26 protein-coding genes are annotated in these 26,240 nt (G+C 66.6%); 20 read left to right on the top strand and 6 right to left on the bottom strand.

All coding sequences use genetic code 11. The features are described 5' to 3' along the window. The first annotated feature begins 90 nt into the window (after positions 1-90). Positions 91-1,023 carry a D-2-hydroxyacid dehydrogenase gene (locus tag AT700_RS18750; RefSeq protein WP_003082652.1) on the top strand — a complete coding sequence of 311 codons (933 nt, stop codon included), beginning with the start codon at positions 91-93 and terminating at the stop codon, positions 1,021-1,023. An 11-nt stretch (positions 1,024-1,034) separates the two neighbouring features. On the opposite strand, the gene aitP is transcribed toward AT700_RS18750, so the two are convergent. After that, positions 1,035-2,030, bottom strand: a complete 996-nt coding sequence (gene aitP / locus AT700_RS18745) for a CDF family iron/cobalt efflux transporter AitP (RefSeq protein ID WP_048521202.1) — start codon at positions 2,028-2,030, stop codon at positions 1,035-1,037. A gap of 67 nt (positions 2,031-2,097) precedes the next feature. Between aitP and AT700_RS18740 the strand changes: the two genes are divergently transcribed. The 5 genes from AT700_RS18740 to hxuC all read left to right on the top strand — a co-directional run bounded on the left by AT700_RS18740 (position 2,098) and on the right by hxuC (position 7,239). Beyond that, positions 2,098-2,373 (top strand): metal/formaldehyde-sensitive transcriptional repressor, encoded by a 276-nt coding sequence (locus AT700_RS18740; protein ID WP_003082658.1) that lies wholly within the window; start codon positions 2,098-2,100, stop codon positions 2,371-2,373. A gap of 76 nt (positions 2,374-2,449) precedes the next feature. Then, positions 2,450-2,899, top strand: coding sequence for a YcgN family cysteine cluster protein (locus AT700_RS18735; RefSeq protein WP_003082662.1), 450 nt, complete (start codon positions 2,450-2,452; stop codon positions 2,897-2,899). A gap of 148 nt (positions 2,900-3,047) precedes the next feature. After that, positions 3,048-3,575, top strand: a complete 528-nt coding sequence (locus tag AT700_RS18730) for an RNA polymerase sigma factor (RefSeq protein ID WP_004348802.1) — start codon at positions 3,048-3,050, stop codon at positions 3,573-3,575. Continuing rightward, a complete protein-coding gene (locus AT700_RS18725; protein WP_023114121.1) occupies positions 3,572-4,555 on the top strand; it encodes a FecR family protein in 984 nt (327 codons plus the stop codon). Before AT700_RS18730 ends, AT700_RS18725 begins: the two co-directional genes overlap by 4 nt. Positions 4,556-4,683: 128 nt before the next feature. Further along, positions 4,684-7,239 (top strand): heme receptor HxuC, encoded by a 2,556-nt coding sequence (gene hxuC / locus AT700_RS18720; RefSeq protein ID WP_031632627.1) that lies wholly within the window; start codon positions 4,684-4,686, stop codon positions 7,237-7,239. Between the two features lie 6 nt (positions 7,240-7,245). Here hxuC and lepB read toward each other — a convergent pair whose 3' ends face one another. Continuing rightward, on the bottom strand, positions 7,246-7,785 hold the full coding sequence (gene lepB / locus AT700_RS18715) for a signal peptidase I (RefSeq protein WP_003082673.1): 540 nt from the start codon (positions 7,783-7,785) through the stop codon (positions 7,246-7,248). A gap of 76 nt (positions 7,786-7,861) precedes the next feature. Continuing rightward, positions 7,862-9,913, bottom strand: a complete 2,052-nt coding sequence (locus AT700_RS18710; RefSeq protein WP_003112365.1) for a S9 family peptidase — start codon at positions 9,911-9,913, stop codon at positions 7,862-7,864. Between the two features lie 148 nt (positions 9,914-10,061). Between AT700_RS18710 and AT700_RS18705 the strand changes: the two genes are divergently transcribed. The 4 genes from AT700_RS18705 to AT700_RS18690 all read left to right on the top strand — a co-directional run bounded on the left by AT700_RS18705 (position 10,062) and on the right by AT700_RS18690 (position 12,388). After that, the gene (locus tag AT700_RS18705; RefSeq protein WP_003086834.1) at positions 10,062-10,535 is read left to right on the top strand and encodes a hypothetical protein; all 474 of its coding nucleotides are present in this window, start codon (positions 10,062-10,064) and stop codon (positions 10,533-10,535) included. Between the two features lie 63 nt (positions 10,536-10,598). Then, positions 10,599-11,060 carry an HIT family protein gene (locus tag AT700_RS18700; RefSeq protein ID WP_003082677.1) on the top strand — a complete coding sequence of 154 codons (462 nt, stop codon included), beginning with the start codon at positions 10,599-10,601 and terminating at the stop codon, positions 11,058-11,060. 3 nt (positions 11,061-11,063) lie between these two features. Then, complete coding sequence (locus AT700_RS18695) at positions 11,064-11,837, top strand: class II glutamine amidotransferase (RefSeq protein ID WP_003082680.1); 774 nt, start codon at positions 11,064-11,066, stop codon at positions 11,835-11,837. Positions 11,838-11,863: 26 nt separating this feature from the next. Further along, the gene (locus tag AT700_RS18690) at positions 11,864-12,388 is read left to right on the top strand and encodes a DUF2937 family protein (RefSeq protein ID WP_003082681.1); all 525 of its coding nucleotides are present in this window, start codon (positions 11,864-11,866) and stop codon (positions 12,386-12,388) included. An 8-nt stretch (positions 12,389-12,396) separates the two neighbouring features. On the opposite strand, the gene AT700_RS18685 is transcribed toward AT700_RS18690, so the two are convergent. After that, positions 12,397-13,257 (bottom strand): LysR substrate-binding domain-containing protein, encoded by an 861-nt coding sequence (locus AT700_RS18685; protein WP_048521201.1) that lies wholly within the window; start codon positions 13,255-13,257, stop codon positions 12,397-12,399. A 167-nt stretch (positions 13,258-13,424) separates the two neighbouring features. Here AT700_RS18685 and phnW point away from each other — a divergent pair, with 167 nt between their 5' ends. Both phnW and phnX read left to right on the top strand, forming a co-directional pair. Then, complete coding sequence (phnW, locus tag AT700_RS18680) at positions 13,425-14,540, top strand: 2-aminoethylphosphonate--pyruvate transaminase (RefSeq protein WP_015503246.1); 1,116 nt, start codon at positions 13,425-13,427, stop codon at positions 14,538-14,540. A 35-nt stretch (positions 14,541-14,575) separates the two neighbouring features. Continuing rightward, positions 14,576-15,403 carry a phosphonoacetaldehyde hydrolase gene (gene phnX / locus AT700_RS18675; protein WP_048521200.1) on the top strand — a complete coding sequence of 276 codons (828 nt, stop codon included), beginning with the start codon at positions 14,576-14,578 and terminating at the stop codon, positions 15,401-15,403. 50 nt (positions 15,404-15,453) lie between these two features. Here phnX and AT700_RS18670 read toward each other — a convergent pair whose 3' ends face one another. Continuing rightward, entirely contained in the window at positions 15,454-16,365 is a 912-nt protein-coding gene (locus AT700_RS18670; protein ID WP_003082689.1) for a LysR family transcriptional regulator, read from the bottom strand. Between the two features lie 107 nt (positions 16,366-16,472). On the opposite strand from AT700_RS18670, the gene AT700_RS18665 reads away from it, so the two are divergent. Together AT700_RS18665 and AT700_RS18660 are read left to right on the top strand one after the other, a co-directional pair. Then, the gene (locus AT700_RS18665; protein ID WP_003082692.1) at positions 16,473-17,831 is read left to right on the top strand and encodes an MDR family MFS transporter; all 1,359 of its coding nucleotides are present in this window, start codon (positions 16,473-16,475) and stop codon (positions 17,829-17,831) included. Between the two features lie 13 nt (positions 17,832-17,844). Continuing rightward, the gene (locus AT700_RS18660) at positions 17,845-18,231 is read left to right on the top strand and encodes a DUF4440 domain-containing protein (RefSeq protein WP_003082694.1); all 387 of its coding nucleotides are present in this window, start codon (positions 17,845-17,847) and stop codon (positions 18,229-18,231) included. Positions 18,232-18,238: 7 nt separating this feature from the next. Here the strand turns inward: AT700_RS18660 and AT700_RS18655 are convergent, their stop codons facing one another. Next, on the bottom strand, positions 18,239-18,853 hold the full coding sequence (locus AT700_RS18655) for a TetR/AcrR family transcriptional regulator (protein ID WP_003082696.1): 615 nt from the start codon (positions 18,851-18,853) through the stop codon (positions 18,239-18,241). A gap of 157 nt (positions 18,854-19,010) precedes the next feature. Here AT700_RS18655 and AT700_RS18650 point away from each other — a divergent pair, with 157 nt between their 5' ends. From AT700_RS18650 to cyoE, 6 genes are all read left to right on the top strand, one after another. Next, entirely contained in the window at positions 19,011-20,537 is a 1,527-nt protein-coding gene (locus AT700_RS18650; protein ID WP_033981161.1) for an MFS transporter, read from the top strand. A gap of 641 nt (positions 20,538-21,178) precedes the next feature. Beyond that, positions 21,179-22,174 (top strand): ubiquinol oxidase subunit II, encoded by a 996-nt coding sequence (cyoA, locus tag AT700_RS18645; RefSeq protein ID WP_003082702.1) that lies wholly within the window; start codon positions 21,179-21,181, stop codon positions 22,172-22,174. A gap of 6 nt (positions 22,175-22,180) precedes the next feature. Next, positions 22,181-24,157 carry a cytochrome o ubiquinol oxidase subunit I gene (cyoB, locus tag AT700_RS18640; protein ID WP_003082705.1) on the top strand — a complete coding sequence of 659 codons (1,977 nt, stop codon included), beginning with the start codon at positions 22,181-22,183 and terminating at the stop codon, positions 24,155-24,157. 3 nt (positions 24,158-24,160) lie between these two features. Then, positions 24,161-24,790, top strand: a complete 630-nt coding sequence (gene cyoC, locus AT700_RS18635; RefSeq protein WP_003086858.1) for a cytochrome o ubiquinol oxidase subunit III — start codon at positions 24,161-24,163, stop codon at positions 24,788-24,790. Beyond that, a complete protein-coding gene (gene cyoD / locus AT700_RS18630) occupies positions 24,790-25,125 on the top strand; it encodes a cytochrome o ubiquinol oxidase subunit IV (protein ID WP_003109258.1) in 336 nt (111 codons plus the stop codon). The genes cyoC and cyoD overlap by 1 nt, the downstream gene beginning before the upstream one ends. A gap of 10 nt (positions 25,126-25,135) precedes the next feature. Then, positions 25,136-26,026: a heme o synthase gene (gene cyoE / locus AT700_RS18625; RefSeq protein WP_019371985.1), complete on the top strand. Its 891-nt coding sequence runs from the start codon at positions 25,136-25,138 to the stop codon at positions 26,024-26,026. Positions 26,027-26,240 lie beyond the last annotated feature (214 nt).

The following is a 26,240-nucleotide window of genomic DNA, read 5'->3' as shown; positions in this document are numbered from 1 at the left end:
CGAGGGCTTCCCTCCAGGAGCCGTGATGCATGAAAGAACAATATTCTCCGGCCTGATCGCCAGCCCTTGTCCGGCTTGGCAGTGTGACCCATGCGCTTGCTGATTCTCGAACGTGACCACGCTCTCTATGCCGCGCTGCTGATGGCGGCCGACCCCAGCCTGAAGGTGGTGGCGGGGGACGATCCCCTGCAGCTCATCGACGCCGCCAGCGAGTGCTCGATCTGGCTCGGCCAGCCCGACCTGGTGGCGCAGATGCTGCGCCAGGGCGTGCATCCGGTCTGGGTGCAGTCGACCTGGGCGGGCATCACGCCGCTGCTGGCCGCCGACCTGCCGAAGGACTACAGCCTGACACGCGCGGTAGGCATCTTCGGCCAGGTGATGAGCGAATACCTGCTGACCTACATGCTCGCCCACGAGCGCCAGTTCCTCGGTCGCCTGGCCAGCCAGGTCGGTTCGCAATGGGATAGCCGCACGCCTGGCGGGTTGCGTGGCCGGCAGGTGGTGATCGTGGGCACCGGGGAGATCGGCCAGGCGGTGGCGCATACCCTGTCCGGCTTCGGCATGGACCTGACCGGGGTGGCGAAGAATCCGCGTTCGCTGGTGCCGTTCAACCGCATGGGGTCGCTCGACGACCTCGGTCGCCTGGTGGAGACGGCCGACTACCTGATCAACCTGCTGCCCGACACCCCCGATACCCACGACATCTACGACCGTGCGCTGTTCGCCCGGCTCAAGCCCACGGCGCTGTTCATCAATGCCGGGCGTGGTGTCGCGGTGGTGGACGCCGACCTGGTGGCGGCACTGGAGAACAACCAACTGGCCGGCGCGGTGATCGACGTCTGCCGCGAAGAGCCGCTGCCGGCCAACCACCTGTTCTGGCATACCCCGCGCCTCTTGCTGACCGGGCACACCGCCGCGCCGACCCTGCCGGGGGCGATGGTCGAACTGTTCCGAGACAACCTCGCGCGCTTCTGGGCGGGTACCGCCATGCGCGGCGAGGTGGACTTCGCTCGCGGCTACTGAGCCGCGTTCCCTCAGGCGGCGAGCGGGAGCAGCGGGTTCACCTCGACGGTGATGTGCACCAGTTCCTCATGCTCGGCCAGGCGGCGCTTGAAATAGTCGGCGCTGCCTTCCTCGGTGGTCAGCAGACTCAGCAGGCAGGCGTACTTGCCCTGGCCGACCTGCCACAGGTGCAGGTCGAGCAGTTCCGCCGGCAGCGGGCTGCTGGCGATCGCCGCGCGGATTTCCGCAGCCACCGGCGCGTCCATCTGCGCATCCAGCAATACCCGGCTGCTCTGCCGGATCAGGCCGCATGCCCAGACACTGACCAGTACCGCGCCGACGATACCCATCAGCGGGTCCAGCCAGGCCGCGTTCCACAGCAGGCCGCCGGCCAGCGCGACGATCGCCAGCAGCGAGGTGGCGGCATCCGCCAGCACGTGCAGGTAGGCGGCGCGCAGATTCAGATCGTGCCGGTGGGCATGATGGTCGTGGTCGTGGTCGTGGTCGTGGTCGTGGTCGTGGTGGTGGTGGTGATGGTGATGGTGCGAGTGGCCGTGCCCGTGGTGGGCATGGCCGTCGCGCAGCAGCCAGGCGCAGGCGAGATTGACCAGCAGGCCGAGCGCGGCGACCAGCATCGCCTGCTGGTAGTGGATCGGGCTGGGGTCGAGCAAGCGTTCGACCGATTGGTAGAGCATCAGCCCGGCCACCAGCAGAAGCAGCAGGGCGCTGGTGTAGCTGCCGAGCACCTCGATCTTCCACGTACCGAAGCTGAAGCGCGGGTCGTTGGCATAGCGCCGCGCGGCGCCGTAGGCGAGTACCGCAAGACCCAGGGCCAGGGCATGGGAGCTCATGTGCCAGCCGTCGGCGAGCAGGGCCATGGAGTTGAACAGCCAGCCGCCGGCGATTTCCGCGACCATCATGCAGGCGGTGAGCAATACCGCCCAGCGCGTGTTGCGCTCGGCCAGCGGGTTGCCCTGGTCGAACCGATGGGAATGGCGCAGGGGCTGGGTAGTCGGGGTGCCGGGCATTTGCTACTGTCCTGTCGAGACGTCGAAAATATACTATACCCCAGTATATTACCTTGAGGAGAGAGCGGTGGCCCATACCATCCATGGGAAGAAGAAGCTCCTGGCGCGGGTGCGCCGCATCGCCGGGCAGACCCGGGCGCTGGAGCAGGCGCTGGAAGAGGGCAGCGAATGCGCGGCGGTGCTGCAACAGATCGCGGCGATCCGCGGTGCGGTGAACGGCCTGATGAACGAAGTGCTGGAGGGGCACATCCGCGAACACCTCGGCGCCGAGCAGGCGAGCGCGGAGCAGCGTCGCGAAGACCTGGAACTGGTGGTGACCGCGCTGCGTTCCTACCTGAAGTAGCCATGTGCCGGCCGGTGCTTGGCCTGGAGGGGGCGGGGGACTAGACTATCGCGCCTTTTCACCAGCCCCCGATGCCATGGCCGCCAAAGTCGAACCCTTCTGGAAACGCAAGACCCTCGCCCAACTCGACCAGGACGAGTGGGAGTCGCTGTGCGACGGTTGCGGCCTGTGCTGCCTGCAGAAGCTCGAGGACGAGGACGACGGCAGCGTCTACTACACGCGTATCGCCTGCAAGCTGCTCGACCTGCAAAGCTGCCGCTGCACCAACTACGCCGAGCGCATCCGTTTCGTCCCCGACTGTATCCAGCTCACCCCGGCGCAGGCCGACGAGTTCCAGTGGTTGCCGCCGACCTGCGGCTATCGCCTGGTTGCCGAAGGCAAGGACCTGCCGCTCTGGCACCACCTGGTCTGCGGCGACCCGGAGCGGGTCCACAAGGAACGCATTTCCCAGTCCGGGCGCATGCTCAGCGAGACCCAGGTGGCCGAGGACGACTGGGAGGACTACCTGATCTTCCGCGCCGGCTGAGCTCGCGTCCGTCGCACTTCCTTACCTTGTGAAATGATATGTATTATCATTCGCATATTTGCAAGGGACTTCCGTATCCGACGGAAGCGGGGAGGCGAGGTGTTGCAGCGGGTCAACGGCGCGGGGGGCGCCGCCGGAGGATGCACGGATGGATGAGCGCTTCCGTGGTTCCGTCTCGCATGCCTATCAGGCGTTCCATGGCGAGTTGCTGCGCTTCCTGCGCAAGCACCTGGGCAGTTCGGCGGACGCCGCCGACCTCGCCCAGGATACTTTCGCCCAGTGGCTGAAATGGCCGGGCCGGCAATCGGTCGAGCAGCCGCGCGCATTTCTTTTCCAGATCGCCCGCAACCTGTTGCGCGACCATTGGCGCCGGCAGCAGAGCCGCGGCCAGGATATCGACCGGCCGGCGGCGAACGACGAACCCGCCGCGCTGGAAGGCGAGGCGGCCGGGCCGGGCGAGCGTTTCGAACAGCAGCAGCGCCTCAGCCACCTGGCGGCCGCGCTGGCCGAGCTGCCGCCGCGGCGGCGCGAAGCGTTCGTCCTGCACAAGTTCGACGGCCTGTCCCAGGTCGAAGTGGCCGAGCGCATGGGAATCTCCCTGAGCATGGTGGAAAAGCACATCGCCAGCGCCTTGCTGCACTGCAAGCGGCGGCTTGGCCAGGGAGGCGAAGGATGAAGCCGCTGGAACGACTGGAACCGCTGTTCGCAGACGAAACCGAAGAGGACATCGATCACCGCGCCGCCTACTGGTTCAGCCGGCGTCGTTCCGGGCATTTCAGCGCTGCCTGCCGGGCCGAGCTGGAGGATTGGCTACGCGCCGATCCGCGCCATCGCGAAGCGCTCGAGGGCATGGAGCGGCTCTGGCGCGAGTTCGACGGCCTGCCGCGCCCGGCGCTGGACGATATTCCCGAGCCGGTGCCGGCCTGGCGCCTGCCCCGGGCGCTGGCGGCGGCGTTCTTCGTATTCTGCGCGCTGCTCGTCGCCACCCTGTTCTGGCGCGACCAGTCGCTCGGACCGAACCTCGCCTACGGCACGGCACCTGGCGAGCAGCGCGAGGTGGTCCTGGCGGACGGATCGAAGCTGTTCCTCGACGTCGATACCCAGGTGCAGGTGCGTTACGCCGAGCGCACCCGCGACGTGCTGTTGAAGAAAGGCGAGGTGTTCTTCGTGGTCAGCCACGATCCGGCCCGGCCTTTCCGGGTCGGCAGCGGCGACAGCCGGGTCACCGTACTCGGTACCCAGTTCAGCGTCCGGCGCAACGCGCAGGCCCTCGCCGTGGCGGTGAAACAGGGGCGCGTGGCGTTGCAGCCGTCCCTGGAGAAGGATGCCGAACATGTGCTGCTGGCTGGCGACAGCGCGCGCCTGGACCTCGCCGACCAGCGCCTGGACCTCGGCCATGTGGCGCCGGAGCAGGTCGCCAGTTGGCGCGATGGGCAACTGGTGTTCCGCGACAAGCCGCTGGGCGAACTGGTGGAGGAACTGTCGCGCTATCGCGCCGCGCCGATCCGCCTGGGAGATCCCCGGCTTGCCGGCAAGCGGGTCTCCGGTACGGTGCGGATCGCCCGCCCCGACGATTTTCTCCTCGCCCTGCCGGCGCTATTGCCGGTGCGGGTGCAGCCGCAGGCTGGTGGCGAGGTGCTGATCCTGGCGCGCTGAGGCGCGTCGTCAGCGTTAATGAAAATATTTTTCATTCGTATATGTGGGTTTTTCTCCCTGCTGCGTCTTCTCTGCTGTCCGTCGCCGCTGCCGGCGACATCCAGCAGTCACTTGGGGAGAGTTCCAGCATGACCTTGCCTTTCACCCGCGCCGCCTGGCGCCCGCTGTGTTCCGCCGCCGTACTCGGCGCCGCGTTGTGGGCCGCCGGCGCCAGCGCTGCCGAACGACGCTTCGACCTGCCGGCGCAGCCGCTGGCCGCCTCGCTGTCGCGCCTGGCGCAGCAGGCGCAGGTCCAGGTGCTGTTCGACGAGTCGCTCCTGCGGGGCCTGCGCGCTCCGGCGCTGAGCGGCAGCTACGGGGTGCGCGAGGCGCTGGAGCGGTTGCTGGTCGGTTCCGAGCTGGAGCTGGTGGAGGCGGGCGGCGGCTACGTGGTGCGCCGGCGCCAGGTCGATGCCTACAGCGACAACGCTCTGCAACTGGACGCGCAGACCATCGTCGGCAACGGTCGCGAAGTGGACGCCAGCAACGTCGGCCGTTCGACCCTGACCCGGCGGGATATCGAACGCCAGCAGGCGGACAACATCCCCAGCCTGCTGCAGACCCTGCCCGGAGTGACCATGGGCGGCTCGCCCAAGCCGGGCGGACAGACCACCAACATCTGGGGCCTGGGCGACGCCGAGGACGTGCCCTATACCCTGGACGGCGCGCAGAAGAGCGGCTTCGAGCGCTACCAGCAGGGCACCGTGTTCATCGAACCGGAAATGATCAAGCGCATCGAGGTGGAGAAGGGACCGCACTCGGTGTTCACCGGCAATGGCGGCTTCGGCGGCACCGTGCACATGGAGACCAAGGACGCGCCGGACCTGCTGCGCGAAGGCCGCGACGTCGGCGCCATGCTCAAGTACGGCTATCACTCCAACGACCAGCAGAAGATCTACTCCGGCGCCGTGTTCGGTCGCAGCGAAGACCGCCGCGTCGATGCCCTGCTCTATCTCAACGGTCGCGACGGCCGCGACATGAAGCTGGCCGACAACCTGCCGCTGTCGCCCACCGACTACCCGATCAACCCCAAGCGCCTGCCCAACAGCGCCCAGGACGAGAAGACCGGCCTGTTCAAGCTCAACCTGCACCCCACCGAGGAGCACGACCTGGGTTTCACCTACCTGCGCTCGAAAAGCTCGCGCTGGACGCCGTTCTCCGCCAGCAGCTACCCGACCCCGCCGAGCCAGTGGACCATCGACCGCTACGGCTACGAGCTGGGCCTGACCCGCCTGCTGGCCCACCGCGATACCACCGACACCACCTGGACCGGCAAGTACAACTACCATCCGCTGGACAACCCCTGGATCGACCTGCAACTGAGCTATTCCGACGCCCGCACCGAGCAACTCGACCGTCGCGAGGACACCGCCTTCTACCAGCTCGCCACCGGTGGCAAGCGGATGCGTACCGAGTACCAGGACAAGGTCCTGGAACTGCGCAACACCAGCCGTTTCGATACCGGAGCGCTACAGCACGAGCTGACCCTGGGCGCGGCGCTGCACAAGCACAAGCGCGACATCCTCATGCACATGCCGGGCAAGACCTACGAGACCCCGCGCTACAACTACGGCTGGCTGCAACCGGCATTCATGCCGGCCGGCAAGCAGGACACGCAGAGCTTCTACATCCAGGACGCGATCACCTACGGCAGCCTGACTGTCACCCCATCGATGCGCTTCGACAGCGTGCGCAACGACGGCCAGGCCAACCTGGCGCCGATCTACGACAATCCCAAGCTCGGCCATGACTATCGCGCCCAGACCTACTCCGGCTGGTCGCCGCGGCTGTCGGTGTTCTGGACCGCGACGCCGAACCTGGCGTTCTTCGCCGACTACACCGAGACCTGGCGAGCGCCGGTGATCGACGAGCAGTACGAAGTGCAGAACAGTTCGACCATCGGTGGCAGCAGCCGCGACCTGGACGCCGAGCGCATCCATGCGATCCGTGGCGGCAGCGTGATCAACCTGCCGGACCTGCTGGTCGCCGGCGACAGCCTCCAGATCCGCACCACGTTGTTCCAGAACCGCATCAAGGACGAGATATTCCGCACCCGCAGCGTCGGCTGCCGCGAGCAGTCGATCGACAACGGCAGTATCGGTGGTAGCTGCGGCGACATGCTGCCGCTGAGCAACTACCGCAACTTGCCGGGCCTGACCATCAAGGGCTTCGAGATCGAGAGCTTCTACGACAGCCAGCGGCTGTTCGGCAGCCTGTCCTACTCGTGGATGACCGGCAAGCACGATGGGGCCTACAGCAATCCCTGGGGACCGAACGTGTGGGCGCGCGACATCCCGCCGCCGAAGTGGGTGGCCATGCTCGGCCTGAAGGTTCCGGAATGGGATGCCAAGCTCGGCTGGCAGGGCGAGTTCGTGCGCAAGACCGACCGCCTGCCCAGCGATCGCTACAGCGGCGGGATGGGTACCGGTTCCGGCGATATCTACTGGGATCACGCGGCCAACGACAGCTACGACACTCATCGGCTGTTCGCCGAGTGGGTCCCGGCCAAGCTGGGCCTGAAGGACACCCGCATCGACTTCACCGTGGACAACCTGTTCAACCGCTCCTATCGCCAGCCGCTGGGCGGCGACCTGGTCTACAGCCAGGGACGCAACGCCAAGATCAGCGTCACCCAGTTCTTCTGAGGGGCGTCAGCGCACCGAACCGATGCGCCGGGTGTCCTCGGCATACCAGACGGCGAACACCCGGCCGACCAGGTCGGCGCGCGGTACGTAGCCCCAGTAGCGGCTGTCGTTGGAGTTGTCGCGGTTGTCGCCGAGCATGAAGTATTGGCCGGCGGGGACGGTCCGCTCGGCCATGCGCAGGGAGTCCGGCTGGCGCAGCGCCTGTTGCGCCAGGTAGGGCTCCGTCACCGGGCGCTCATTGACGTAGAGCCGGCCGCCATCGATCCGCACGCGATCGCCGGGTATCCCGGCGATGCGCTTCACATAGGCGATGCTGCGCTGCGGCGGGAAGCGGAACACCACCAGGTCGCCGACCTGCGGGTCGGCGAAGGCGTAGCGCGCGGCGTTGGCGAGGATGAAGTCGCCCTGTTGCAAGGTCGGTTCCATCGAGCGCGAAGGGATCTTGTACAGCGCCACGCCGAGGAGCCGTGCGCGCGGGTCGAGACTGGCGGTGCCGAACGGATTCGCCAGGTAGACGGCCAGCATGATCGCGGCGAGCAGGCCCATGGCGGGCCAGAAGCGTCGTTTCACGAAGGTTCCCTTTTTCGTGGCGGAAGGCCGGCGTCGCCGGCCCCCGCGGTGGTCATACCAGGCCGAGGACCTTGAGCAGGAAGGCGTATTCCAGCGCCACGTCCTTCAGCCCCTGGTAGCGGCCGCTCATGCCGCCGTGGCCGGCGCCGAGGTCGGTCTTGAGCAGCAGCAGGTTGGCGTCGGTCCTGGTCGCCCGCAGTTTCGCCACCCACTTGGCGGCTTCCCAGTACTGCACGCGGCTGTCGTTGTAGCCGGCGACCACCAGCAGGTGCGGGTAGTCTTGGGCCCTGACGTTCTCGTAGGGCGCGTAGGCGGCGATCCGCGCATGCACCTCGGGCTCCTGCGGGTTGCCCCACTCATCGTATTCGGTGACGGTCAGCGGCAGGTCCGGATTGAGCATGCTGTTCAGCACGTCGACGAAAGGCACCTCGGCGATGGCCGCGCCGAACAGTTGCGGGCGCTGGTTGAGCACCGCGCCGATCAACAGCCCGCCGGCGCTGCCGCCGCTGATGGCGAGACCCTCGGGACGGCAGTAGCCCTCGGCGAGCAGGTGCTCGGCGCAGGCGATGAAGTCGTCGAAGCTGTTCTGCTTGTGTTCCAGCTTGCCGGCCCGGTACCAGGCTTCGCCCAGTTCGCCGCCGCCACGGACATGGGCGATGGCAAAGACGAAGCCGCGTTCGAGCAGGCTCAGGCGGGCGTGGGAGAACCAGGGATCGAGGCTATGCCCGTAGGCGCCGTAGCCATAGAGATAGAGCGGCGCGGGGCGCCCGGCGGCGATGCCGTCGAGGACTTCCTTGCGCGCCACCAGGCTGACCGGCACCTGCGTGCCGTCGCCGCTGCTGGCCCAGATGCGCCGGCTGGCGTAGGCGTCGGCGTCGAATGGGCCTTCCACCGGGGTCTGCTTGAGGACGGTCTGCGTGCCATCGGCGAGGTTCAGCTGGCGTACCTGCGCCGGACGGTTCAGGGCCTCGTAGCGCAGTCGCACGCAGGGGCTGTCGAATTCCAGGCTGTCCTGCACGTAGAGGCTGTAGGCGGCGTCCGGCAACTGCACGCGGTAGGCCGGCAGGCCCTGCGGTTGCACCTCGATAACCGGCAGGCCGCCGTCGCGCAGGCCGAGGATCACCGCCTCGGCGTTCAGGCTGACATCTTCCAGGGTCCGCTGCGGGTCGTGGGCCACGCGCAGTTGCCAGTGCTCGCGAGTCGGCCGCGACTCCTCGGCCTGGTAGAGGGCGAAGTTGATCCCCGCCTGGTTGCTGCGGATCAGCCACAGGCCCCGGCCGTCGAGGCGACCGTGGTCGGGGTAGTACTCGTGGCCTTCCTCGCGCGGCGCCAGGCAACGGAACGTTCCCTGCGGCTGGTCGGCGTCGAGCACCCAGGCCTCGCTGGTGGTCTTGCTGTTGAGCAGGAGGATCAGCTGGCGTTCCGAGCTGGAGCGGTAGCAGTGCAGGAAGAAGCGCCCGTCGCCTTCCTCGAACACCAGCTCGGCGCCGGCCTCGCCCAGGCGGTGGCGATAGAGCTTGTGCGGGCGGTGGGTGTCGTCCAGTTCGCCGAAGAACAGCGTGCGGTTGTCGTTGGCCCAGGTCAGGCTGCCGTCGCAGTCGTCGAAGGGCAGGGCCTGCACCGCGCCGCTGGCGAGGTCCTTGACGAACAGGCGGTAGATCTCGTCGCCGCTGGTGTCCAGGCTGTAGGCCAGCAGGCTCTGGTCGGGGCTGATGCTGAAGGCGCCGAGGGAGAGGAAGCCGCCGTCGGCCAACTGGTTGGGATCGAGCAACAGTTGCTCGGCGCCTTCGTCGACCGCCAGGCTGCCGTCCGCCGGACGCGGGCAGCGGTAGTGGCGCGGGTATTCGTCGCCGGCGGTGGTGCGCTGGTAGTACAGCCACGGACCCCACGGACTGGGCAACGACAGGTCGGTCTCGCGGATGCGTCCCCTGATCTCCTCGAACAGGGTCTCGCGCAACCCGGCCTGGTCGGCCAGTTCGCTATCCAGGTAGGCGTTCTCGGCCTTCAGGTAGTCGAGCACCTCCGGGGCGTCGCGCTCCTCCAGCCAGGCGTAGGGGTCGCTTCCGGCGTCGCGGCGGGCGATGGGGGGCTGCGGATGGGGCATCGGGAATCCTCGTCGATCCGGCCATGCGCGAGGCCGGGAAATCTGAATAAAACTGGCGGCGCGGCGCCCGCCATCGGTGGGTAGGCGCGTCGGCATGCAAAAGCGGCTATCATAAGCCCCCCATCACCGCTATCGCCACGCACGCCGCATGAATGAACAAGACTATCTGATCGCCTGGGGCGCCTACGCCATCGCCGGACTCGGCCTGATGCTGGTGTTCTGGCTGATGACCGGCTGGATGTGGCGCTGGCTGCGCGAACCCCTGCGGCTGATCGTCTTCATCCTGCTGTTCACGCCGACTCCGGTGGACCCGCAGAACGACCTCTACGCCCCGGCCATCGCCATCACCGCGCTGGATGTCGTGTTCAAGGTCGGCAACAACGCCTGGCGCGCGGTCTCTGACCTGGCCCTGGTGGCGCTGCTCGGTTTCGGCCTGTACCTGCTGATCGCCGCCATCCGCTGGCCGCTGGAGCGGGCCTGGAAGAATCGTCGGCATCCGTCGCAGGACGCCGAGGACGAGCCGACCCTGCGGCAGATGATGCAGCCCGAGTTGATGCCGGACGTCGACACCCGCACCGACGAGCACGGCGACCGGCGCATGCGCATCGAGCCGCGCCTGTAGCCTTTCGCGACGAAATCCATTCTTGCGCTACGCCCGGCAGGCGTTCAGCATGAGGCGAGGCCTATGTCGGGATTTCCCATGGATTGCGTGTTCTGCGCCATAGCGGGTGGCCGCGAGCCGGCGCACAGACTCTTCGAGGACGAGCATTTCATCGTCCTGCTGGACATCTTTCCGCTGCGACCGGCGCACGTGCTGATCGTAGCCCGCGAGCACGCCCCGCACCTGAGCGATCTTTCCGCCGCCGCCCGCGACGCCCTCCTGGCGCTCGCCGAGCGTATCGGTCGCGCATTGCGCCGGGCCGGTTTCGGCGTGGAAGGCATCAACCTGTTGCTCAACGATGGCGTGGCGGCCAACCAGCACGTGGCGCACCTGCATCTGCACCTGATTCCCCGGCGTCGCGGCGACCTGCCGCGACTGCTCTGGCGCGCCCTGACCCGTTTCCTGCCGGTCGGTCGCGCGAGCCTGCAGGCGCGTCTGCAGCGGGAACGAGAACTACTACGTACAGCCTTGCTCAGGGAGGTTTGAGCCATGTGTGAACTATTGGGCATGAGCGCCAACGTCCCGACGGACATCGTCTTCAGCTTCACCGGACTGATGCAGCGCGGCGGCGGTACCGGCCCGCACCGCGACGGTTGGGGCATCGCCTTCTACGAAGGACGCGGCGTGCGGCTGTTCCAGGACCCGCTGGCGAGCGTCGATTCGGAGGTGGCGCGGCTGGTGCAGCGCTTCCCGATCAAGAGCGAGACGGTCATCGGGCACATCCGCCAGGCCAACGTCGGCAAGGTCGGGCTGAGCAACACCCACCCCTTCATCCGCGAACTCGGTGGGCGCTACTGGACCTTCGCGCACAATGGCCAACTGGCCGACTTCCAGCCCAAGCCCGGTTTCTACCGCCCGGTCGGCGAGACCGACAGCGAGGCGGCCTTCTGCGACCTGCTGAACCGCGTGCGCCGGGCTTTCCCCGAGCCGGTGCCGGTGGAGGTGCTGTTGCCGGTGCTGATCTCGGCCTGTGACGAATATCGCAAGAAAGGTGTGTTCAATGCCCTGATCAGCGACGGCGACTGGCTGTTCACCTTCTGCTCCAGCAAACTCGCCTACATTACCCGCCGCGCGCCGTTCGGCCCGGCGCGGTTGAAGGATGCCGACCTGACCGTGGACTTCCATGCGGAAACCACGCCGGACGACGTGGTCACGGTGATCGCCACCGAGCCGCTCACCGACAACGAGAACTGGACCTTGCAGCAGAGCGGCGAGTGGGTCCTCTGGTGGGGCGGCGAGGTGTTGGCCAAGGGGCGGGTCTGAATCGCCGCCGTGAACGAGGAGAGCGCATGTTCCGCAGTTACCTGAGACTGCTGCTGTTCACCCTGGGCCTGCTGCTCGGGGTGCAGGTGCCCGGTTTCATCGACGACTACGCCAAGCGCGTCGACGCCCATCGCCTGGAGGCCGCGCAGAACATCCAGGGCTTCCAGCAGACCGCCGGGCAGTTCTTCAACGGTAGCCTGGAGGAACTGGTCAGGCATTACCGCAGCAACAGCGATCCGGTGTTCCAGCGCGACGGCGAGAACCTCGACCGCCTGATGCGTCGCGCGCGCATGCTCGACGCTGAGTGGCAGGCCATGCAGGGTCCCTGGTACGCCCGCGCCTGGCACATGCTGCGCGCACCGAACCATGAGTTGCTGATGGAAACCTATGCCAGCTACAGCTACCAGGTCCTGCTCAAGCCCGAGGTGATCGCCTGGGGCCTGGGCTGCGCCTTGCTGGTCGCCTGGATCGCCGAGCTGATCGTGTATTCGCTGGCCTCGCTGTTCGGCTTCGGCGAAGACCGCCGCACCCGCGAGCGTCACTGGAGCTGAGGCGCGACTCAGGCCGCCGCCAGTTCCAGGAATGCCCTGATCACCCGTAGGCCGCGGCGCTTCTCCAGGCAGCCGATCAGGTGGCGGTTGGTCAGCTCGGGACCGACCAGCGGCACCGCGCGAACCCGCGGATCGTTGCCGACCTCCAGGGAAGACACCACGCCGACGCCCAGTTCGGCGGCCACCGCTTCGGTCACCGCTTCCCGGCTGTCCAGCTCCAGCAGCACCCGCGGCTGCACGCCCTGCTCGGCACAGGCGCGGTCGAAGGTGCGGCGGGTGATCGAACCGGGTTCGCGCAGCACCATGATCTGCTGGTCGAGCTCTTCCAGCGGTACGCCTTCGTTGCGTTCGCACCAGGGATGCTGGCGAGGCAACAGGGCGCAGATGTGCGAATTCACCAACTCCTCCAGGAACAGCCCGGGACGCGCCTCGACCTCGGTCAGCACGGCGACGTCGACGTGTTCGCTGAGCAGCGCCGCGAGGGTCTCCTGGGCGTTGCCCAGACGCAGGTTGACGGTGATTCCCGGATAGCTCGCGCGCAGCCGGGCGAGCATCGGCATCACCAGGTGCGGGCCGTCGGCGGCGACTTCGAGGCGGCCGGAGACCAATTGTCGATTGGCGTCGAGCAGGGCCTCGGCTTCTTCCTCCAGGGCGAACAGGGTGCGCGTGATCGCCACCAGGCGCGAGCCCTCCTCGGTCAGTTCGATGCGCCGGGCGGTGCGCCGGAACAGGGTGACCTGGTAGTGCTCCTCGAGTGCCTTGACGTGTCCGGTCACCGCCGGTTGGCTGATGCACAGGCGCTCGGCGGCGCGGGTGAAACTGCCTTCGCGGGCGACGGCGTCGAAGGCGCGGAGCTGGAAGAGATTCATGGTATCGGCGTGGCTTATGGCTGGCATCGGAACAAACAATTTGAACGATAGTAGCGCGGCGCTCACCTTATGTCTCCAGGCTTCCCTGGAACCCCGGCGCGGAACGACCGCCCGGACCGCGAAGCCCGATCCGGTTTCTTTGGCCGATTCCCGCAGAGGAAATGAGCATGAGCACTGCCGAACGCGCACCCATCCTGCTGACCCCCGGTCCGCTGACCACCTCCTACCGTACCCGTCGGGCGATGATGGTCGACTGGGGCTCCTGGGACAGCGATTTCAACGAACTCACCGCCAGCGTCTGCCAGCGCCTGCTGAAGATCGTAGGCGGCGAAGGCAGCCACACCTGCGTACCGTTGCAGGGCAGCGGCACCTTCGCCGTGGAAGCGGCGATCGGCACCCTGGTGCCGCGCGACGGCAAGGTCCTGGTGTTGATCAACGGTGCCTACGGCAAGCGCCTGGCGAAGATCTGCGAGGTCCTGCAACGGCCCTTCAGCACCTTCGAGACCGAAGAGAACGTGCCGACCACCGCCGCTGATGTCGAGCGCCTGCTGGCCGCCGATCCGGCGATCAGCCATGTGGCGCTGATCCACTGCGAGACCAGTACCGGCATCCTCAATCCGCTGGAGGCCATCGCCAAGGTCGTCGAGCGTCACGGCAAGCGCCTGATCGTCGATGCCATGAGTTCCTTCGGGGCGATCGGGATCGATGCCCGGACAGTCCCGTTCGACGCCCTGATCGCCGCCTCCGGCAAGTGCCTGGAGGGCGTCCCGGGGATGGGCTTCGTCTTCGCCCGCAGCGCCGCCCTGGAAGCCAGCGCCGGCAACTGCCACTCCCTGGCCATGGACCTGCAGGACCAGCACGCCTACATGCGCAAGACCGGGCAATGGCGCTTCACCCCGCCGACCCATGTGGTCGCCGCCTTGCACGAAGCGCTCAGCCAGTACGAAGAGGAGGGCGGCCTGCCGGCGCGCCAGCGGCGCTACGCGAGCAATTGCGAAACGCTGCTCGGCGAGATGGCCCGGCTCGGTTTCCGCAGCTTCCTGCCGGCGGAAATCCAGGCGCCGATCATCGTTACCTTCCACGCGCCGCGCGATCCGCGCTACCGCTTCGCCGACTTCTACCAACGCGTGCGGGAGAAGGGCTTCATCCTCTATCCGGGCAAGTTGACCCAGGTGGAAACCTTCCGCGTCGGCTGCATCGGCCACGTCGACGCCGCGGAGATGCGGCAGGCGGTCGCCGCCATCGGCGAGGCGCTGCGCGAACTGGAAGTCCTCGAGATCTGAACTGAACGACAACGAGCAGAAAAGGGTTCACGACAATGAATTACAACCAGCCAGCCACCCTCCAGGCCGTCATCCTCGACTGGGCGGGAACCGTGGTCGATTTCGGCTCCTTCGCGCCGACCCAGATCTTCGTCGAGGCCTTCGCCGAATTCGGCGTCCAGGTCAGCCTGGAGGAAGCGCGCGGTCCGATGGGAATGGGCAAGTGGGACCACATCCGCACCCTCTGCGACATCCCGGCGATCGCCGAGCGCTACCGCGCCGTCTTCGGCCGCCTGCCCAGCGACGACGATGTCACCGCCATCTACGAGCGCTTCATGCCGCTGCAGATCGAAAAGATCGCCGAACATTCGGCGGTGATCCCCGGCGCCCTGCAGGCGATCGCCGAACTCCGCGGGATGGGCCTGAAGATCGGTTCCTGTTCCGGTTACCCGGCGGTGGTGATGGAGAAGGTGGTAGCCCTGGCCGAGACCAACGGTTACGTCGCCGACCACGTGGTGGCTACCGATGAAGTGCCCAACGGCCGGCCATGGCCGGCCCAGGCGCTGGCCAACGTGATCGCCCTGGGGATCGACGATGTGGCGGCCTGCGTGAAGGTCGACGACACCTGGCCGGGTATCCTCGAAGGGCGCCGCGCCGGGATGTGGACGGTGGCGCTGACCTGCTCGGGCAATGCCCTGGGCCTCACCTACGAGCAGTACAAGGCGCTGCCGGCGGCCGAACTGGAGCGCGAGCGGACGCGTATCGAACAGATGTTCGAAGGTTCGCGTCCGCACTACCTGATCGAGACCATCGCCGAGCTGCCAGCGGTGGTCCGCGACATCAATGCGCGCCTGGCGCGCGGCGAGATGCCGCAGGGTAACTGAGCCACGTCTGTGCCGAGGCCGCCGCGGGCAATCGCGGCGGCCTCGGTTTTCTAACCGGCGTCCGGGTGCCCCAGGCGAGTCTTGAGGAAGTCGATGAACGCGCGGACCTTCGACGGCAAGTGGCGGGTCGGCGGATAAACGGCATGCACGCCCTGGAGCGGAAACCCGTGGTCCGCCAGCAGGCGTTGCAGCGCGCCGCAGCGCAAGTCGGCCTGCACCAGCCAGTCCGGCAGCACGGCGATACCCAGGCCGTCGAGGGCAAAGGCGCGCAGGGCCGCGGCGTTGTCGGCCAGCAGCATGGGATGGCGCGGTCCGCGGTAGCTGCGCAGGGCGCCGTCGGGGGCGCGTACTTGCCAGGGCAGGGAGTCCGCCAGCCGGCTGTGACCGAGATTCTGCAGGCGCTCCAGACTCTCCAGGTCGGTCGGCGGCGGTTCGCCGAGCGCCGCCAGGCAGGCCGGGCTGGCCACCGCCAGGACCTCGAAGCTGGCCAGTTGCACCGCATGGTGGGTGGAGTCCTCCAGGCGCCCCAGGCGGATGGCGACGTCGAAGCGTTCGCCAATCAGGTCGGCATGCAGCGATGAGGTCGACAATTGTACCTGCAACGCCGGGTGCAGCCGGGCGAATGCCTGCAGGGCCGGCACCAGTTGGCGCAGGCCGTATTCCTGGGTGGTGGTGACGCGCAGGCTGCCACGCAGTTCGCCATGCTCGGCGCGGGCGTCGTCGATGGCCAGGCGCGCCTCGTCGAGCACCTTCACGCAGCGCTGGTAGAAGCGTTCGCCAGCATCGGTCAGGGCCATCCGCCGGGTGCTGCGGCTGAGCAGAGAAACGCCCAGCTCGGCCTCCAGCCGCTTGAGGTTGAAGCTGACTACCGCACGCGTCTGGCCGAGGGTGTCGGCGGCGGCGCTGAGGGAACCGCAGTCGACCACGGCGCGAAAGGTTTCGAAGCGGTCGAGGCTGACCATGGAAGGCGTCCCTATTGTCAAATTCGATTTGACAGTCTATGCGCGATTAGCCTCTCCAGATAGCGCGAGCGCCTCGCTATGCTCCCCGGCAAACCTCCGGAGCGCCCATGAATCAACCGTCCCGCCTGGCCACTTTGTACCTGCTGGGGTTCGCCCTGGACCTGGTGAACATCTTCATCGCCAGCGTCGCCTACCCGGACATCGGGCGTTCCCTTGGCGCTTCGGTGGCGACCCTGGCGTGGATCGGCAACACCTACCTGCTCGGCTTGACCCTGGTGATTCCGTTGAGCGTCTGGCTCGCTTCGCGCCTGGGAGAACGGCGACTGATGCTGCTGGCACTGGCCGGTTTCGCCAGCGCTTCGCTGGGTTGCGGCCTGGCTGGATCGGCGGCGACGTTGATCGTCTGGCGCCTGTGCCAGGGGTTGGCCGGCGGGTTACTGATCCCCCTCGGCCAGGCCATGGCCTATCGGAATGTCCCGGCGTCGGCACGGGCCGGCCTGACCGCACGGGTGATGCTGGTGGCGCTGATCGTTCCCGCCGTGGCGCCTGCCCTCGGCGGCTGGCTGGTGGACAGCCTGTCCTGGCGTGGGATCTTCTTCGCCAGCGTGGCGCCGGCGCTGCTGGTGCTGGCCCTGGCGATGCGCTGGCTGCCCAGGCACAAGCATGCGGCGCAGCGCCTGGACCTGCGCGGCCTGCTGCTCGGCTCGGCGGCGCTGGCCACGCTGCTGGTGGCGCTCGCCTGGCTGGGATCGCCCGGCGGCGGCGGGCGTGGCCTGCTCCTGGCGCTGCTGGCCTGCGTGCTGGGCTGCTGCTACTGGCGTGACGGGCGCGCTCGTACCGACGCGCTGCTCGACCTTGGCTTGCTGGAGGCGCCATTGCTGCGTACGGCGATGCTGGTCTATCTCTGCGTGCCGGGAGCCTTCATGGGCGCCAACCTGGTCGCCATGCTCTATCTGCAAGGCCCCCTCGGCCTCAGCGCGAGCCGTGCCGGTGCGCTGATGCTGCCCTGGGCGCTGGCGGCCGGCCTGGCCATCGGCCTGACCCGGCGACGCTTCAATCGCTGGGGGCCGAAATCCTTGCTGCTGGCGGGCATGGCGATACAGGCCGGCGGCCTGCTGTGGCTGGCTCGAAGCGGGGAGGGGAGCGGCTTCTGGCAACTGGCGGGGGCCTACGCGACCATGGGATTCGGCGGCAGCCTGTGTAGCAGCGCGGCACAGGGCATGGCCTTGCTCGACGTCCCGGCGGCGCGCATGGGCCATGCCAGCGCCTTGTGGAACATCAATCGGCAGCTGGCGTTCTGCCTGGGCATGGCCGTGCTCGGTGGGTTGCTCAACCTGTTGCAGGCGCGGGCCGACCCCGCGGCCTTCGTCCACTGCTTCCTGTTCGCCGCCGCTTTCACGCTATTGCCTCTGCCGTGGGTGAGGCGTATCGATTCCGCCGGGGTTCGCGCCCTGGTCCAGACCTGAAAGGAGCTACACCATGACTTGTGCCTACCGCCGGGAAATCCACCATGCCCACGTGGCGATCCGCGACTGGCTGGCCGGCGACTCACGGGCTGACGCGCTGGATGCGTTGATGGCGCGTTTCGCCGAGGACTTCTCGATGGTCACGCCGCATGGCGTGGTCCTGGACAAGACTGCTCTGGGCGAGCTGTTCCGCAGCAAGGGCGGCACCCGTCCTGGGCTGCGCATCGAGATCGACGGCGAGAGTCTGCTGGCTTCAGGCGTGGATGGCGCGACCCTGGCCTATCGGGAAATCCAGTCCGACGCGGCGGGTCGCAGCGAGCGCCTGTCCACCGTAGTCCTGCACCGTGACGACGAAGGGCGGCTGTACTGGCGCCACCTGCAGGAAACCTTCTGCGGCTGAGCCTGCCTCAGTCGCTGGCACCGAGCAGGCGCAGGAAGGCATCGGCGAGTTCGCCGGCCAGCGGCTGGGTATCCAGGCGGCCGCCGGCGATGGCGTCGTCGGCGGCGCCATGCAGCCCGGAGTAGAGCAGCAGGGCGTTCAGCCGTGGGTTGCGCAGCGGCCAGGCGCCGGCCGCCGCGCCGTTCTCCAGTAGCTCCGCCAATTGCTCCAGCACGCGGTCGCGCTCCTGGTTGCCGCGCTGGTGGTGATGGTGCTCGCTGTAGACCACATCGTGCAGCCGGTAGCCCTCCAGGTAGCCCGCCAGGCCGCTCTCGGTCCAGGCGCGCAGGCGGCCGGGATGGTCGTTCGCCGGACAGGCCTCGACGGCATTCGCGATGCGCTGCTGGAAAGCCTGGGTGAAGCGCTCGCGCAGGGCCAGGAGGATGTCGGTCTTGGCTTGGAAGTAGTGATAGAAGGTACCCTTGGCGACCCCCGCGGCAGCGACGATGTCGCTGATGGTGGTGGCGTCCACACCCTTGTCTAGGAACAGTTGCTGCGCCGCCGCCATCAGTTCCTCGAGACGAACCTCCGCAGGCTTGGTGCGCGGTTGGCGGGCAGGCTGTTCGGCGTGGCGATCGGGCATGGAGCGCGGGTCCGGTGGTTGGGTTGGCCGCAGTGTAAAAGAGCGTGGAGGGGAAGACGAGGCATGACAGGAAGATGAGAATATTTCGCGATATTTATTGACTGACCGTCGGTCAATGGATTATTCCTGGGCCAGCGCCCTCTCATCGGAGTACTCCATGAACCCTTCGCGTCGTGTCGCCCTGGTCGCCGCCATTTACCTGGGAACCTTCATCGCCTCGCTCGACATCAGCATCGTCAACCTCGCCCTGCCGACGCTGCAGTACGCCCTGGATACCGACCTGGCCGGCCTGCAGTGGGTGGTCGACGCCTATGCGCTGTGCCTGAGCGCCTTCATGCTGTCTTCCGGACCGCTGAGCGACCGCTACGGTCGCAAGCTCACCTGGCTGCTCGGGGTCGGCCTGTTCAGCTTCGGTTCGCTGCTCTGCGCGCTGGCCACCTCGCTGCCGCTGCTGCTGTTCGGACGCGCGGTCCAGGGCATCGCCGGGGCGCTGTTGATACCCGGCGCGCTGTCGATCCTTACCCAGGCTTTCCACGATCCCGGCCAGCGCGCCCAGGTGATCGGCGGCTGGACCTCCTTCAGCGCGCTGTCGCTGATCCTCGGCCCGCTGCTCGGCGGCCTGCTGGTGGAGCACGCCGGCTGGCAGAGCATCTTCCTGATCAACCTGCCGCTCGGCCTGCTGGCGCTCGCCCTGGGCCTGTGGGGCATCGAGGAAACCGCGCACCCCGAGCACGCCGCCTTCGATCCCCTGGGGCAGTTGCTCAGCGTGGTCTGGCTGGGAGCGTTGACCTACGCCCTGATCGCCGCGGGAGAGGGCGGCTGGTTGTCTCCCACGGCCTGGCCGGCGCTGCTCCTGGCCGGGGTCGGCCTGCTTGGCTTCCTCTTCGTCGAGCGGCGGACCGCCCGACCGCTGCTGCCCCTGGGGTTGTTCCGCCAGGCCGGGTTCGCCGTCTGCAACCTGGCCTCGTTCGTCCTCGGTTTTTCCGGCTACGCCAGCCTGTTCTTCCTCTCCCTGTTCTTCCAGCAGGTGCAGGGTGCCTCGGCGCAGCAGGCCGGCTTCTACCTGGCGCCGCAGTTCCTCGCCATGGGCGCACTGTCCATGCTGTTCGGCCGGTTGCAGCGGCACGTACCGCTGCGACGCCTGCTGGTGCTGGGCTACCTGGTGATCGGCCTGGCCATGCTGGCGCTGGCCGCTTGCGGTACGGGAACCGCGTATCCCTGGGTCGGCCTGTTGCTGGTGGCGCTCGGCCTGGGCATGGGCCTGGCCGTTCCCGGCACCGGTCTGGCGGTCATGGCGAGCGTGGCCCGCGAGCGTTCCGGGATGGCCTCGGCGACCATGAATACCCTGCGCCAGGCCGGCATGGCCGTCGGCATCGCGTTGCTGGGAGCGCTGCTGAGCGGGCGGGCGATCGTCGTCCTGGGCGATCGGCTGGAGGAGCTGGGGATTGCCGATGCGCAACGGCTCGCCACCCAGGCGATCACGGCCCATCGCTTGCCTGGTTCCCTGGCGGGGCTCGACGCCGAGCTGCCGGCCGCGCTGGCCGAGGGCTTCCGTCTGGCTATGCTGGTGGCCGGAGCCAGCGCCCTGCTGGCCGCCGCGCTGCTCTGGCGCCTGCGCGTTAGCGCCGGCCCGGCGGCGGATACAGTTGGCGCATCTGGACGAACGGCAGGGGTACAGTTGTAGGCCGATAGACACTGACTCTCGGGTCACGATGCTGGCGTGGGGGCGATTTCCTTGCGTTATGCTGCTCGAAGCGAAGAATATTCGCGTATTCCAACTGTTGTGCTAGGGTATGGCCTGCGACAACCTGTCGCAGGCAGGTAAAAGCCCTACTTTATCTATGTTTGAGAAAGTCTATTGCAAGATGTGTCATAGGCTCCTCAGCTGAAATGAATTGTAATAACTGACGCTCAGTTTCGGTCCAACGAGCGTCGCGCGAGTCTCTGCTCCGCATCGCGATAAATGGGTTCCTGCCTTGCCTGTTGCACAACAAATAGCCGACCGATAACTGCGACCTGATCACCCGGCGGGAAGGGCAATCCTTCTCGCCCAGGCATGCACGTGCCTTGGCCGCCCTTGGCCTCTTCCGGCACAGCTTCGAAAACGCTGTTCATCAAGGAACGACTCAGCGCGTGGAACGAGTCCGCCACCGGAATCGGGAAAGGTATCCGCTTGCCTTCTCCCGTGGCCGGGCAATGGCCGTTCCGTACCCCGGCGGCGACTGCATGTCTGGAACTGGCTGAAGCCAGCGGTCTCCGCCACAAGCCTTGCAAGGAGACATCCATGAGCGACCACTCGCTCCTTCCATCGATTAAGGCCGGAAGATGACCAAAGCAAACCCGTTTGCCGCATTGAAATGGCTTTCCCTGGCGCCCGCGCTGCTGCTCGGCGGCTGCGACATGACCCTGTTCAACCCGAAAGGGCAGGTGGGCATGGACGAGCGCACCCTGATCATTACCGCGACCCTGCTGATGCTGATCGTGGTCATCCCGGTGATCGTGATGACCCTGGCGTTCGCCTGGAAGTACCGCGCCTCGAACACCCAGGCCGAGTACAAGCCGGACTGGCACCACTCCAACCGCATCGAGGCGGTGGTCTGGCTGGTGCCCTGCGTGATCATCGCGATCCTCGGCTGGATCACCTGGGAAAGCACCCACAAGCTCGACCCGTACCGTCCGCTGGACTCCGAGGTCAAGCCGGTCACCATCCAGGCCGTTTCGCTGGACTGGAAGTGGTTGTTCATCTACCCGGAGCAGGGTATCGCCACGGTCAACGAGATCGCCTTCCCGAAAGACACCCCGGTGAATTTCCAGATCACCTCGGATTCGGTGATGAACTCGTTCTTCATCCCGCAGCTGGGCAGCCAGATCTACTCGATGGCCGGGATGATGACCAAGCTGCACCTGATCGCCAACGAAGAAGGCGTATTCGACGGTATCTCCGCGAACTACAGCGGCGGCGGTTTCTCCGGCATGCGCTTCAAGGCCATCGCCACCTCCGAGCAGGGCTTCCAGGACTGGGTCGCCAAGGTCAAGGCGGCACCGGCCAGCCTGTCGATCGGCACCTATCCGGAACTGGTCAAGCCGAGCGAGAACGTTCCGCCGACCTACTTCTCTTCGGTCAGCCCGGAACTGTTCGGCCACATCCTCACCAAGTACGAGCACCACGGCGACGCCAAGGGTGCCGCGCACGGCGAGCACGCCGGGGCTGAGCACGAAGCCGCCATGACCGGTCACGACATGCAGGACATGGACATGCAAGCCATGCAGGGCATGAAAGACATGAAGGACATGCACATGCAACCGAGTACCCAGGAGTAAGCGCAGATGTTCGGGAAACTGACACTCTCGGCCGTGCCTTACCACGAGCCCATCGTCATGGTCACACTGGCCGTCGTCGCCCTGCTGGGCCTCGGCGTGGTCGGTGCGATCACCTACTACCGCAAGTGGACCTACCTGTGGACCGAGTGGCTGACCTCGGTCGACCACAAGAAGATCGGCGTGATGTACATCGTCGTCGCCCTGGTCATGCTGGTCCGCGGCTTCGCCGACGCGATCATGATGCGCGGCCAGCTGGCCCTGGCCGAAGGCGCCAACCACGGCTACCTGCCGCCGGAGCACTACGACCAGATCTTCACCGCGCATGGCGTGATCATGATCATCTTCATGGCCATGCCGTTCATGACCGGCCTGATGAACCTGGCCGTGCCGCTGCAGATCGGCGCGCGCGACGTGGCGTTCCCCTTCCTCAACTCGCTGAGCTTCTGGCTGCTCGTGGTCAGCGCCATGCTGGTCAACGTGTCGCTGGGCCTGGGCGAATTCGCCCGTACCGGCTGGGTGGCCTATCCGCCGCTGTCGGAGCTGGCCTATAGCCCCGGGGTAGGGGTGGACTACTACATCTGGGCGCTACAGATATCCGGGATGGGCACGTTGCTCACGGGGATCAACTTCCTGGTCACCGTGTTCAAGATGCGTGCCCCGGGCATGAAGCTGATGCAGATGCCGATCTTCACCTGGACCTGCACCTTCGCCAACATCCTGATCGTCGCCTCGTTCCCGATCCTCACCGCTGCGCTGGGCCTGCTGTCGCTCGACCGCTACCTGGACATGCACTTCTTCACCAACGAGCTCGGCGGCAACGCCATGATGTACATCAACCTCTTCTGGGCCTGGGGCCATCCCGAGGTGTACATCCTGATCCTGCCGGCCTTCGGTATCTTCTCCGAGGTCACCGCGACCTTCGCCGGCAAGCGCATGTTCGGCTACAAATCGATGGTCTGGGCCAGCGCCGCGATCACCTTCCTCGGCTTCACCGTGTGGCTGCACCACTTCTTCACCATGGGTTCGGGCGGTGACGTCAACGGCTTCTTCGGCGTGGCCACCATGCTGATCTCGATCCCCACCGGGGTGAAGCTGTTCAACTGGCTGTTCACCATCTACAAGGGCCGCCTGCGCTTCAGCACGCCGATCCTGTGGACCCTGGGCTTCATGGTGACCTTCACCATCGGCGGCATGACCGGCGTCCTGCTGGCCATCCCGGGCGCGGACTTCCTGCTGCACAACAGCCTGTTCCTGATCGCCCACTTCCACAACACCATCATCGGCGGCGCGGTGTTCGGCTACCTGGCCGGCTTCGCCTTCTGGTTCCCGAAAGCGTTCGGCTTCACCCTCGACGAGAAGTGGGGCAAGCGCTCCTTCTGGTGCTGGCTGGTGGGCTTCTACATGGCCTTCATGCCGCTCTACATCCTCGGCTTCATGGGCATGACCCGTCGCCTGAACCACTACGACAACCCGCTGTGGAAGCCCTACCTGGTGGTCGCGTTCTTCGGCGCCGTGCTGATCTTCTGCGGCATCGCCTGCCAACTGATCCAGCTGTTCGTCTCGGTCCGCAACCGCAAGCAACTGGCCGACGTCAATGGCGACCCGTGGGAAGGCCGCACCCTGGAATGGGCCACTTCCTCGCCGCCGCCGTTCTACAACTTCGCCGAGCTGCCGAAGGTACAGGACGTGGATGCCTTCCACGACATGAAGAAGGCCGGCACCGCCTACCGCAAGCTGCCGGCCTACCAGCCGATCCACATGCCGAAGAACACCGCCGCGGGCTTCTCCATCGCCGTGTTCGCCTTCGTCTTCGGCTTCGCCGCCATCTGGCATATCTGGTGGCTCATGGCGGTCGGCTTCGTCGGCATGATCGGCTCCTTCATCGTGCGCAGCTACAACCAGGACGTCGACTACTACGTCCAGCCCGAAGAGATCGAGAAGATCGAAAGCGCCCGTTTCCAGCAACTCGCCAAGCAGGTCTGAACCATGTCGACGGCAGTATTGAACAAGCATCTGGCCGACGCCCACGAAGTGGGCCACGACCACGATCATGCACACGATAGCGGCGGCAACACCGTATTCGGTTTCTGGCTCTACCTGATGACCGACTGCGTGCTGTTCGCCAGCGTCTTCGCCACCTACGCGGTGCTGGTTCACCACACCGCCGGCGGCCCCAGCGGCAAGGACATCTTCGAGCTGCCCTACGTGCTGGTGGAAACCGCCATCCTGCTGGTTTCCAGCTGCACCTACGGCCTGGCCATGCTCTCTGCGCACAAGGGCGCCAAGGGCCAGGCGATCGCCTGGCTCGGGGTCACCTTCCTGCTCGGCGCCGCGTTCATCGGGATGGAGATCAACGAGTTCCACCACCTGATCGCCGAAGGTTTCGGCCCGAGCCGAAGCGCCTTCCTGTCGTCCTTCTTCACCCTGGTCGGCATGCACGGCCTGCACGTCAGCGCCGGTCTGCTGTGGATGCTGGTGCTGATGGCGCAGATCTGGACCCGCGGCCTCACCGCGCAGAACAACACCCGGATGATGTGCCTGAGCCTGTTCTGGCACTTCCTCGACATCGTCTGGATCTGCGTCTTCACCGTCGTCTACCTGATGGGGGCCCTGTAATGAGCAGCGCTGCACACGACAACCACGGCGCCGGCCACGGCAGCCTGGGTTCCTACGCGATCGGCTTCGTGCTCTCGGTGATCCTCACCGCGATCCCGTTCTACATGGTCATGGACGGCGGCTTCTCGCGCCACGCGACCATCCTCACCATGGTCGTCCTCGGCCTGGTGCAGGTGGTGGTGCACCTGATCTGCTTCCTGCACATGAACATGTCGTCGGAAGGGCGCTGGAACGTGATGGCGTTCATCTTCACGGTGATCGTCATCCTGCTGGTGGTCGGTCTCTCGCTGTGGATCATCTTCAGCGCCGACATGCTGATGATGCCGATGCCCTGAGGGCCATGACGTGAAGCTGAAACGCTATCTCCTGGTGGCCAAGCCGGGAATCATCTTCGGCAACCTGATCGCGGTGGCGGGGGGATACTTCCTCGCCGCCCGCGGCAGCGTCGAGCCGATGCTGTTGCTGGCCACGGTCATCGGCCTGTCGCTGGTGGTCGCCAGTGGGTGCGTGCTGAACAACTGCATCGACCGCGACATCGACCGGCACATGGAGCGGACCCGCGGGCGGGTCACCGTGACCGGGCAGATCTCGCTGAAGGCTGCCCTGGCCCACGGCCTGGTCCTCGGGGTCGCCGGCTTCGGCCTGCTGTGGTGGTGGACCAACCCGCTGACCACCGCGCTGGCCGGCTTCGGCTACTTCGTCTACGTCGGCCTGTACAGCCTGTGGTTCAAGCGTCGTTCGCAGTACGGCACGCTGGTCGGCAGCCTCTCCGGGGCGATGCCGCCGGTGGTCGGCTACTGCGCGGTGAGCGGCCAGTTCGACGCCGGAGCCGCCTCGCTGCTGGCGATCTTCTGCCTGTGGCAGATGCCGCACTCCTATGCCATCGCCATCTTCCGCCTGAAGGACTACGAGGCGGCCGGCATCCCGGTGCTGCCGGTGGCGCGCGGCATCGCGGTGACCAAGATCCACATCGTGCTCTACATCCTCGCTTTCATGGCGGCGACCCTCGCCTTGTGCCTGGGCGGCTACGCCGGCTACGGCTACCTGCTGGTGGCGGTGGCGGTGAGCCTGTGGTGGCTGGCCATCGCCCTGACCGGCTACTGGACCGCCGACGACCGGGTCTGGGCGCGCAAGCTGTTCGCCTTCTCCATCGTCGCCATCACCGCGCTGAGCGTGATGATGTCCATCGACTTCCAGGTGGCGCCCGCCACTCATCTGGTCGCCTCGCTGTTCTGAGGCGACACGCTTTAGGGAAAGCCCCGCCGGTCGATTGGCGGGGCTTTTTTTTGTCTGCGCGATGGCAGGGATGCGGTCGCCGCCTGGCAGAAGGGCCGCGCGGCGAGCCCTCTGTTCCGGGACTCTGCCGTTGGTTATCAGATTTTTCCGGGAGCTTTTTCGGAGCTGTCCGGCTTGTGGAAAAAACCCTCCATCAATCAAATGCCAATGATTC

This window comes from Pseudomonas aeruginosa (assembly GCF_001457615.1).
In the GTDB taxonomy this organism is placed as follows: Bacteria; Pseudomonadota; Gammaproteobacteria; order Pseudomonadales; family Pseudomonadaceae; genus Pseudomonas; species Pseudomonas aeruginosa.
The sequence above is the reverse complement of the archived record's forward strand: the minus strand, read 5'-3'. Positions and strand labels throughout refer to the sequence as shown.

Bases quoted from the DNA above. Each gene is read 5' to 3' on its own strand.
- AT700_RS18750 (WP_003082652.1), top strand. From the start codon at position 91: ATGCGCTTGCTGATTCTCGAACGTGACCACGCTCTCTATGCCGCGCTG.
- aitP (WP_048521202.1), bottom strand. From the start codon at position 2,030: ATGCCCGGCACCCCGACTACCCAGCCCCTGCGCCATTCCCATCGGTTC.
- AT700_RS18735 (WP_003082662.1), top strand. From the start codon at position 2,450: ATGGCCGCCAAAGTCGAACCCTTCTGGAAACGCAAGACCCTCGCCCAA.
- AT700_RS18730 (WP_004348802.1), top strand. From the start codon at position 3,048: ATGGATGAGCGCTTCCGTGGTTCCGTCTCGCATGCCTATCAGGCGTTC.
- AT700_RS18725 (WP_023114121.1), top strand. From the start codon at position 3,572: ATGAAGCCGCTGGAACGACTGGAACCGCTGTTCGCAGACGAAACCGAA.
- hxuC (WP_031632627.1), top strand. From the start codon at position 4,684: ATGACCTTGCCTTTCACCCGCGCCGCCTGGCGCCCGCTGTGTTCCGCC.
- lepB (WP_003082673.1), bottom strand. From the start codon at position 7,785: ATGGGCCTGCTCGCCGCGATCATGCTGGCCGTCTACCTGGCGAATCCG.
- AT700_RS18710 (WP_003112365.1), bottom strand. From the start codon at position 9,913: ATGCCCCATCCGCAGCCCCCCATCGCCCGCCGCGACGCCGGAAGCGAC.
- AT700_RS18705 (WP_003086834.1), top strand. From the start codon at position 10,062: ATGAATGAACAAGACTATCTGATCGCCTGGGGCGCCTACGCCATCGCC.
- AT700_RS18700 (WP_003082677.1), top strand. From the start codon at position 10,599: ATGTCGGGATTTCCCATGGATTGCGTGTTCTGCGCCATAGCGGGTGGC.
- AT700_RS18695 (WP_003082680.1), top strand. From the start codon at position 11,064: ATGTGTGAACTATTGGGCATGAGCGCCAACGTCCCGACGGACATCGTC.
- AT700_RS18690 (WP_003082681.1), top strand. From the start codon at position 11,864: ATGTTCCGCAGTTACCTGAGACTGCTGCTGTTCACCCTGGGCCTGCTG.
- AT700_RS18685 (WP_048521201.1), bottom strand. From the start codon at position 13,257: ATGAATCTCTTCCAGCTCCGCGCCTTCGACGCCGTCGCCCGCGAAGGC.
- phnW (WP_015503246.1), top strand. From the start codon at position 13,425: ATGAGCACTGCCGAACGCGCACCCATCCTGCTGACCCCCGGTCCGCTG.
- phnX (WP_048521200.1), top strand. From the start codon at position 14,576: ATGAATTACAACCAGCCAGCCACCCTCCAGGCCGTCATCCTCGACTGG.
- AT700_RS18670 (WP_003082689.1), bottom strand. From the start codon at position 16,365: ATGGTCAGCCTCGACCGCTTCGAAACCTTTCGCGCCGTGGTCGACTGC.
- AT700_RS18665 (WP_003082692.1), top strand. From the start codon at position 16,473: ATGAATCAACCGTCCCGCCTGGCCACTTTGTACCTGCTGGGGTTCGCC.
- AT700_RS18660 (WP_003082694.1), top strand. From the start codon at position 17,845: ATGACTTGTGCCTACCGCCGGGAAATCCACCATGCCCACGTGGCGATC.
- AT700_RS18655 (WP_003082696.1), bottom strand. From the start codon at position 18,853: ATGCCCGATCGCCACGCCGAACAGCCTGCCCGCCAACCGCGCACCAAG.
- AT700_RS18650 (WP_033981161.1), top strand. From the start codon at position 19,011: ATGAACCCTTCGCGTCGTGTCGCCCTGGTCGCCGCCATTTACCTGGGA.
- cyoA (WP_003082702.1), top strand. From the start codon at position 21,179: ATGACCAAAGCAAACCCGTTTGCCGCATTGAAATGGCTTTCCCTGGCG.
- cyoB (WP_003082705.1), top strand. From the start codon at position 22,181: ATGTTCGGGAAACTGACACTCTCGGCCGTGCCTTACCACGAGCCCATC.
- cyoC (WP_003086858.1), top strand. From the start codon at position 24,161: ATGTCGACGGCAGTATTGAACAAGCATCTGGCCGACGCCCACGAAGTG.
- cyoD (WP_003109258.1), top strand. From the start codon at position 24,790: ATGAGCAGCGCTGCACACGACAACCACGGCGCCGGCCACGGCAGCCTG.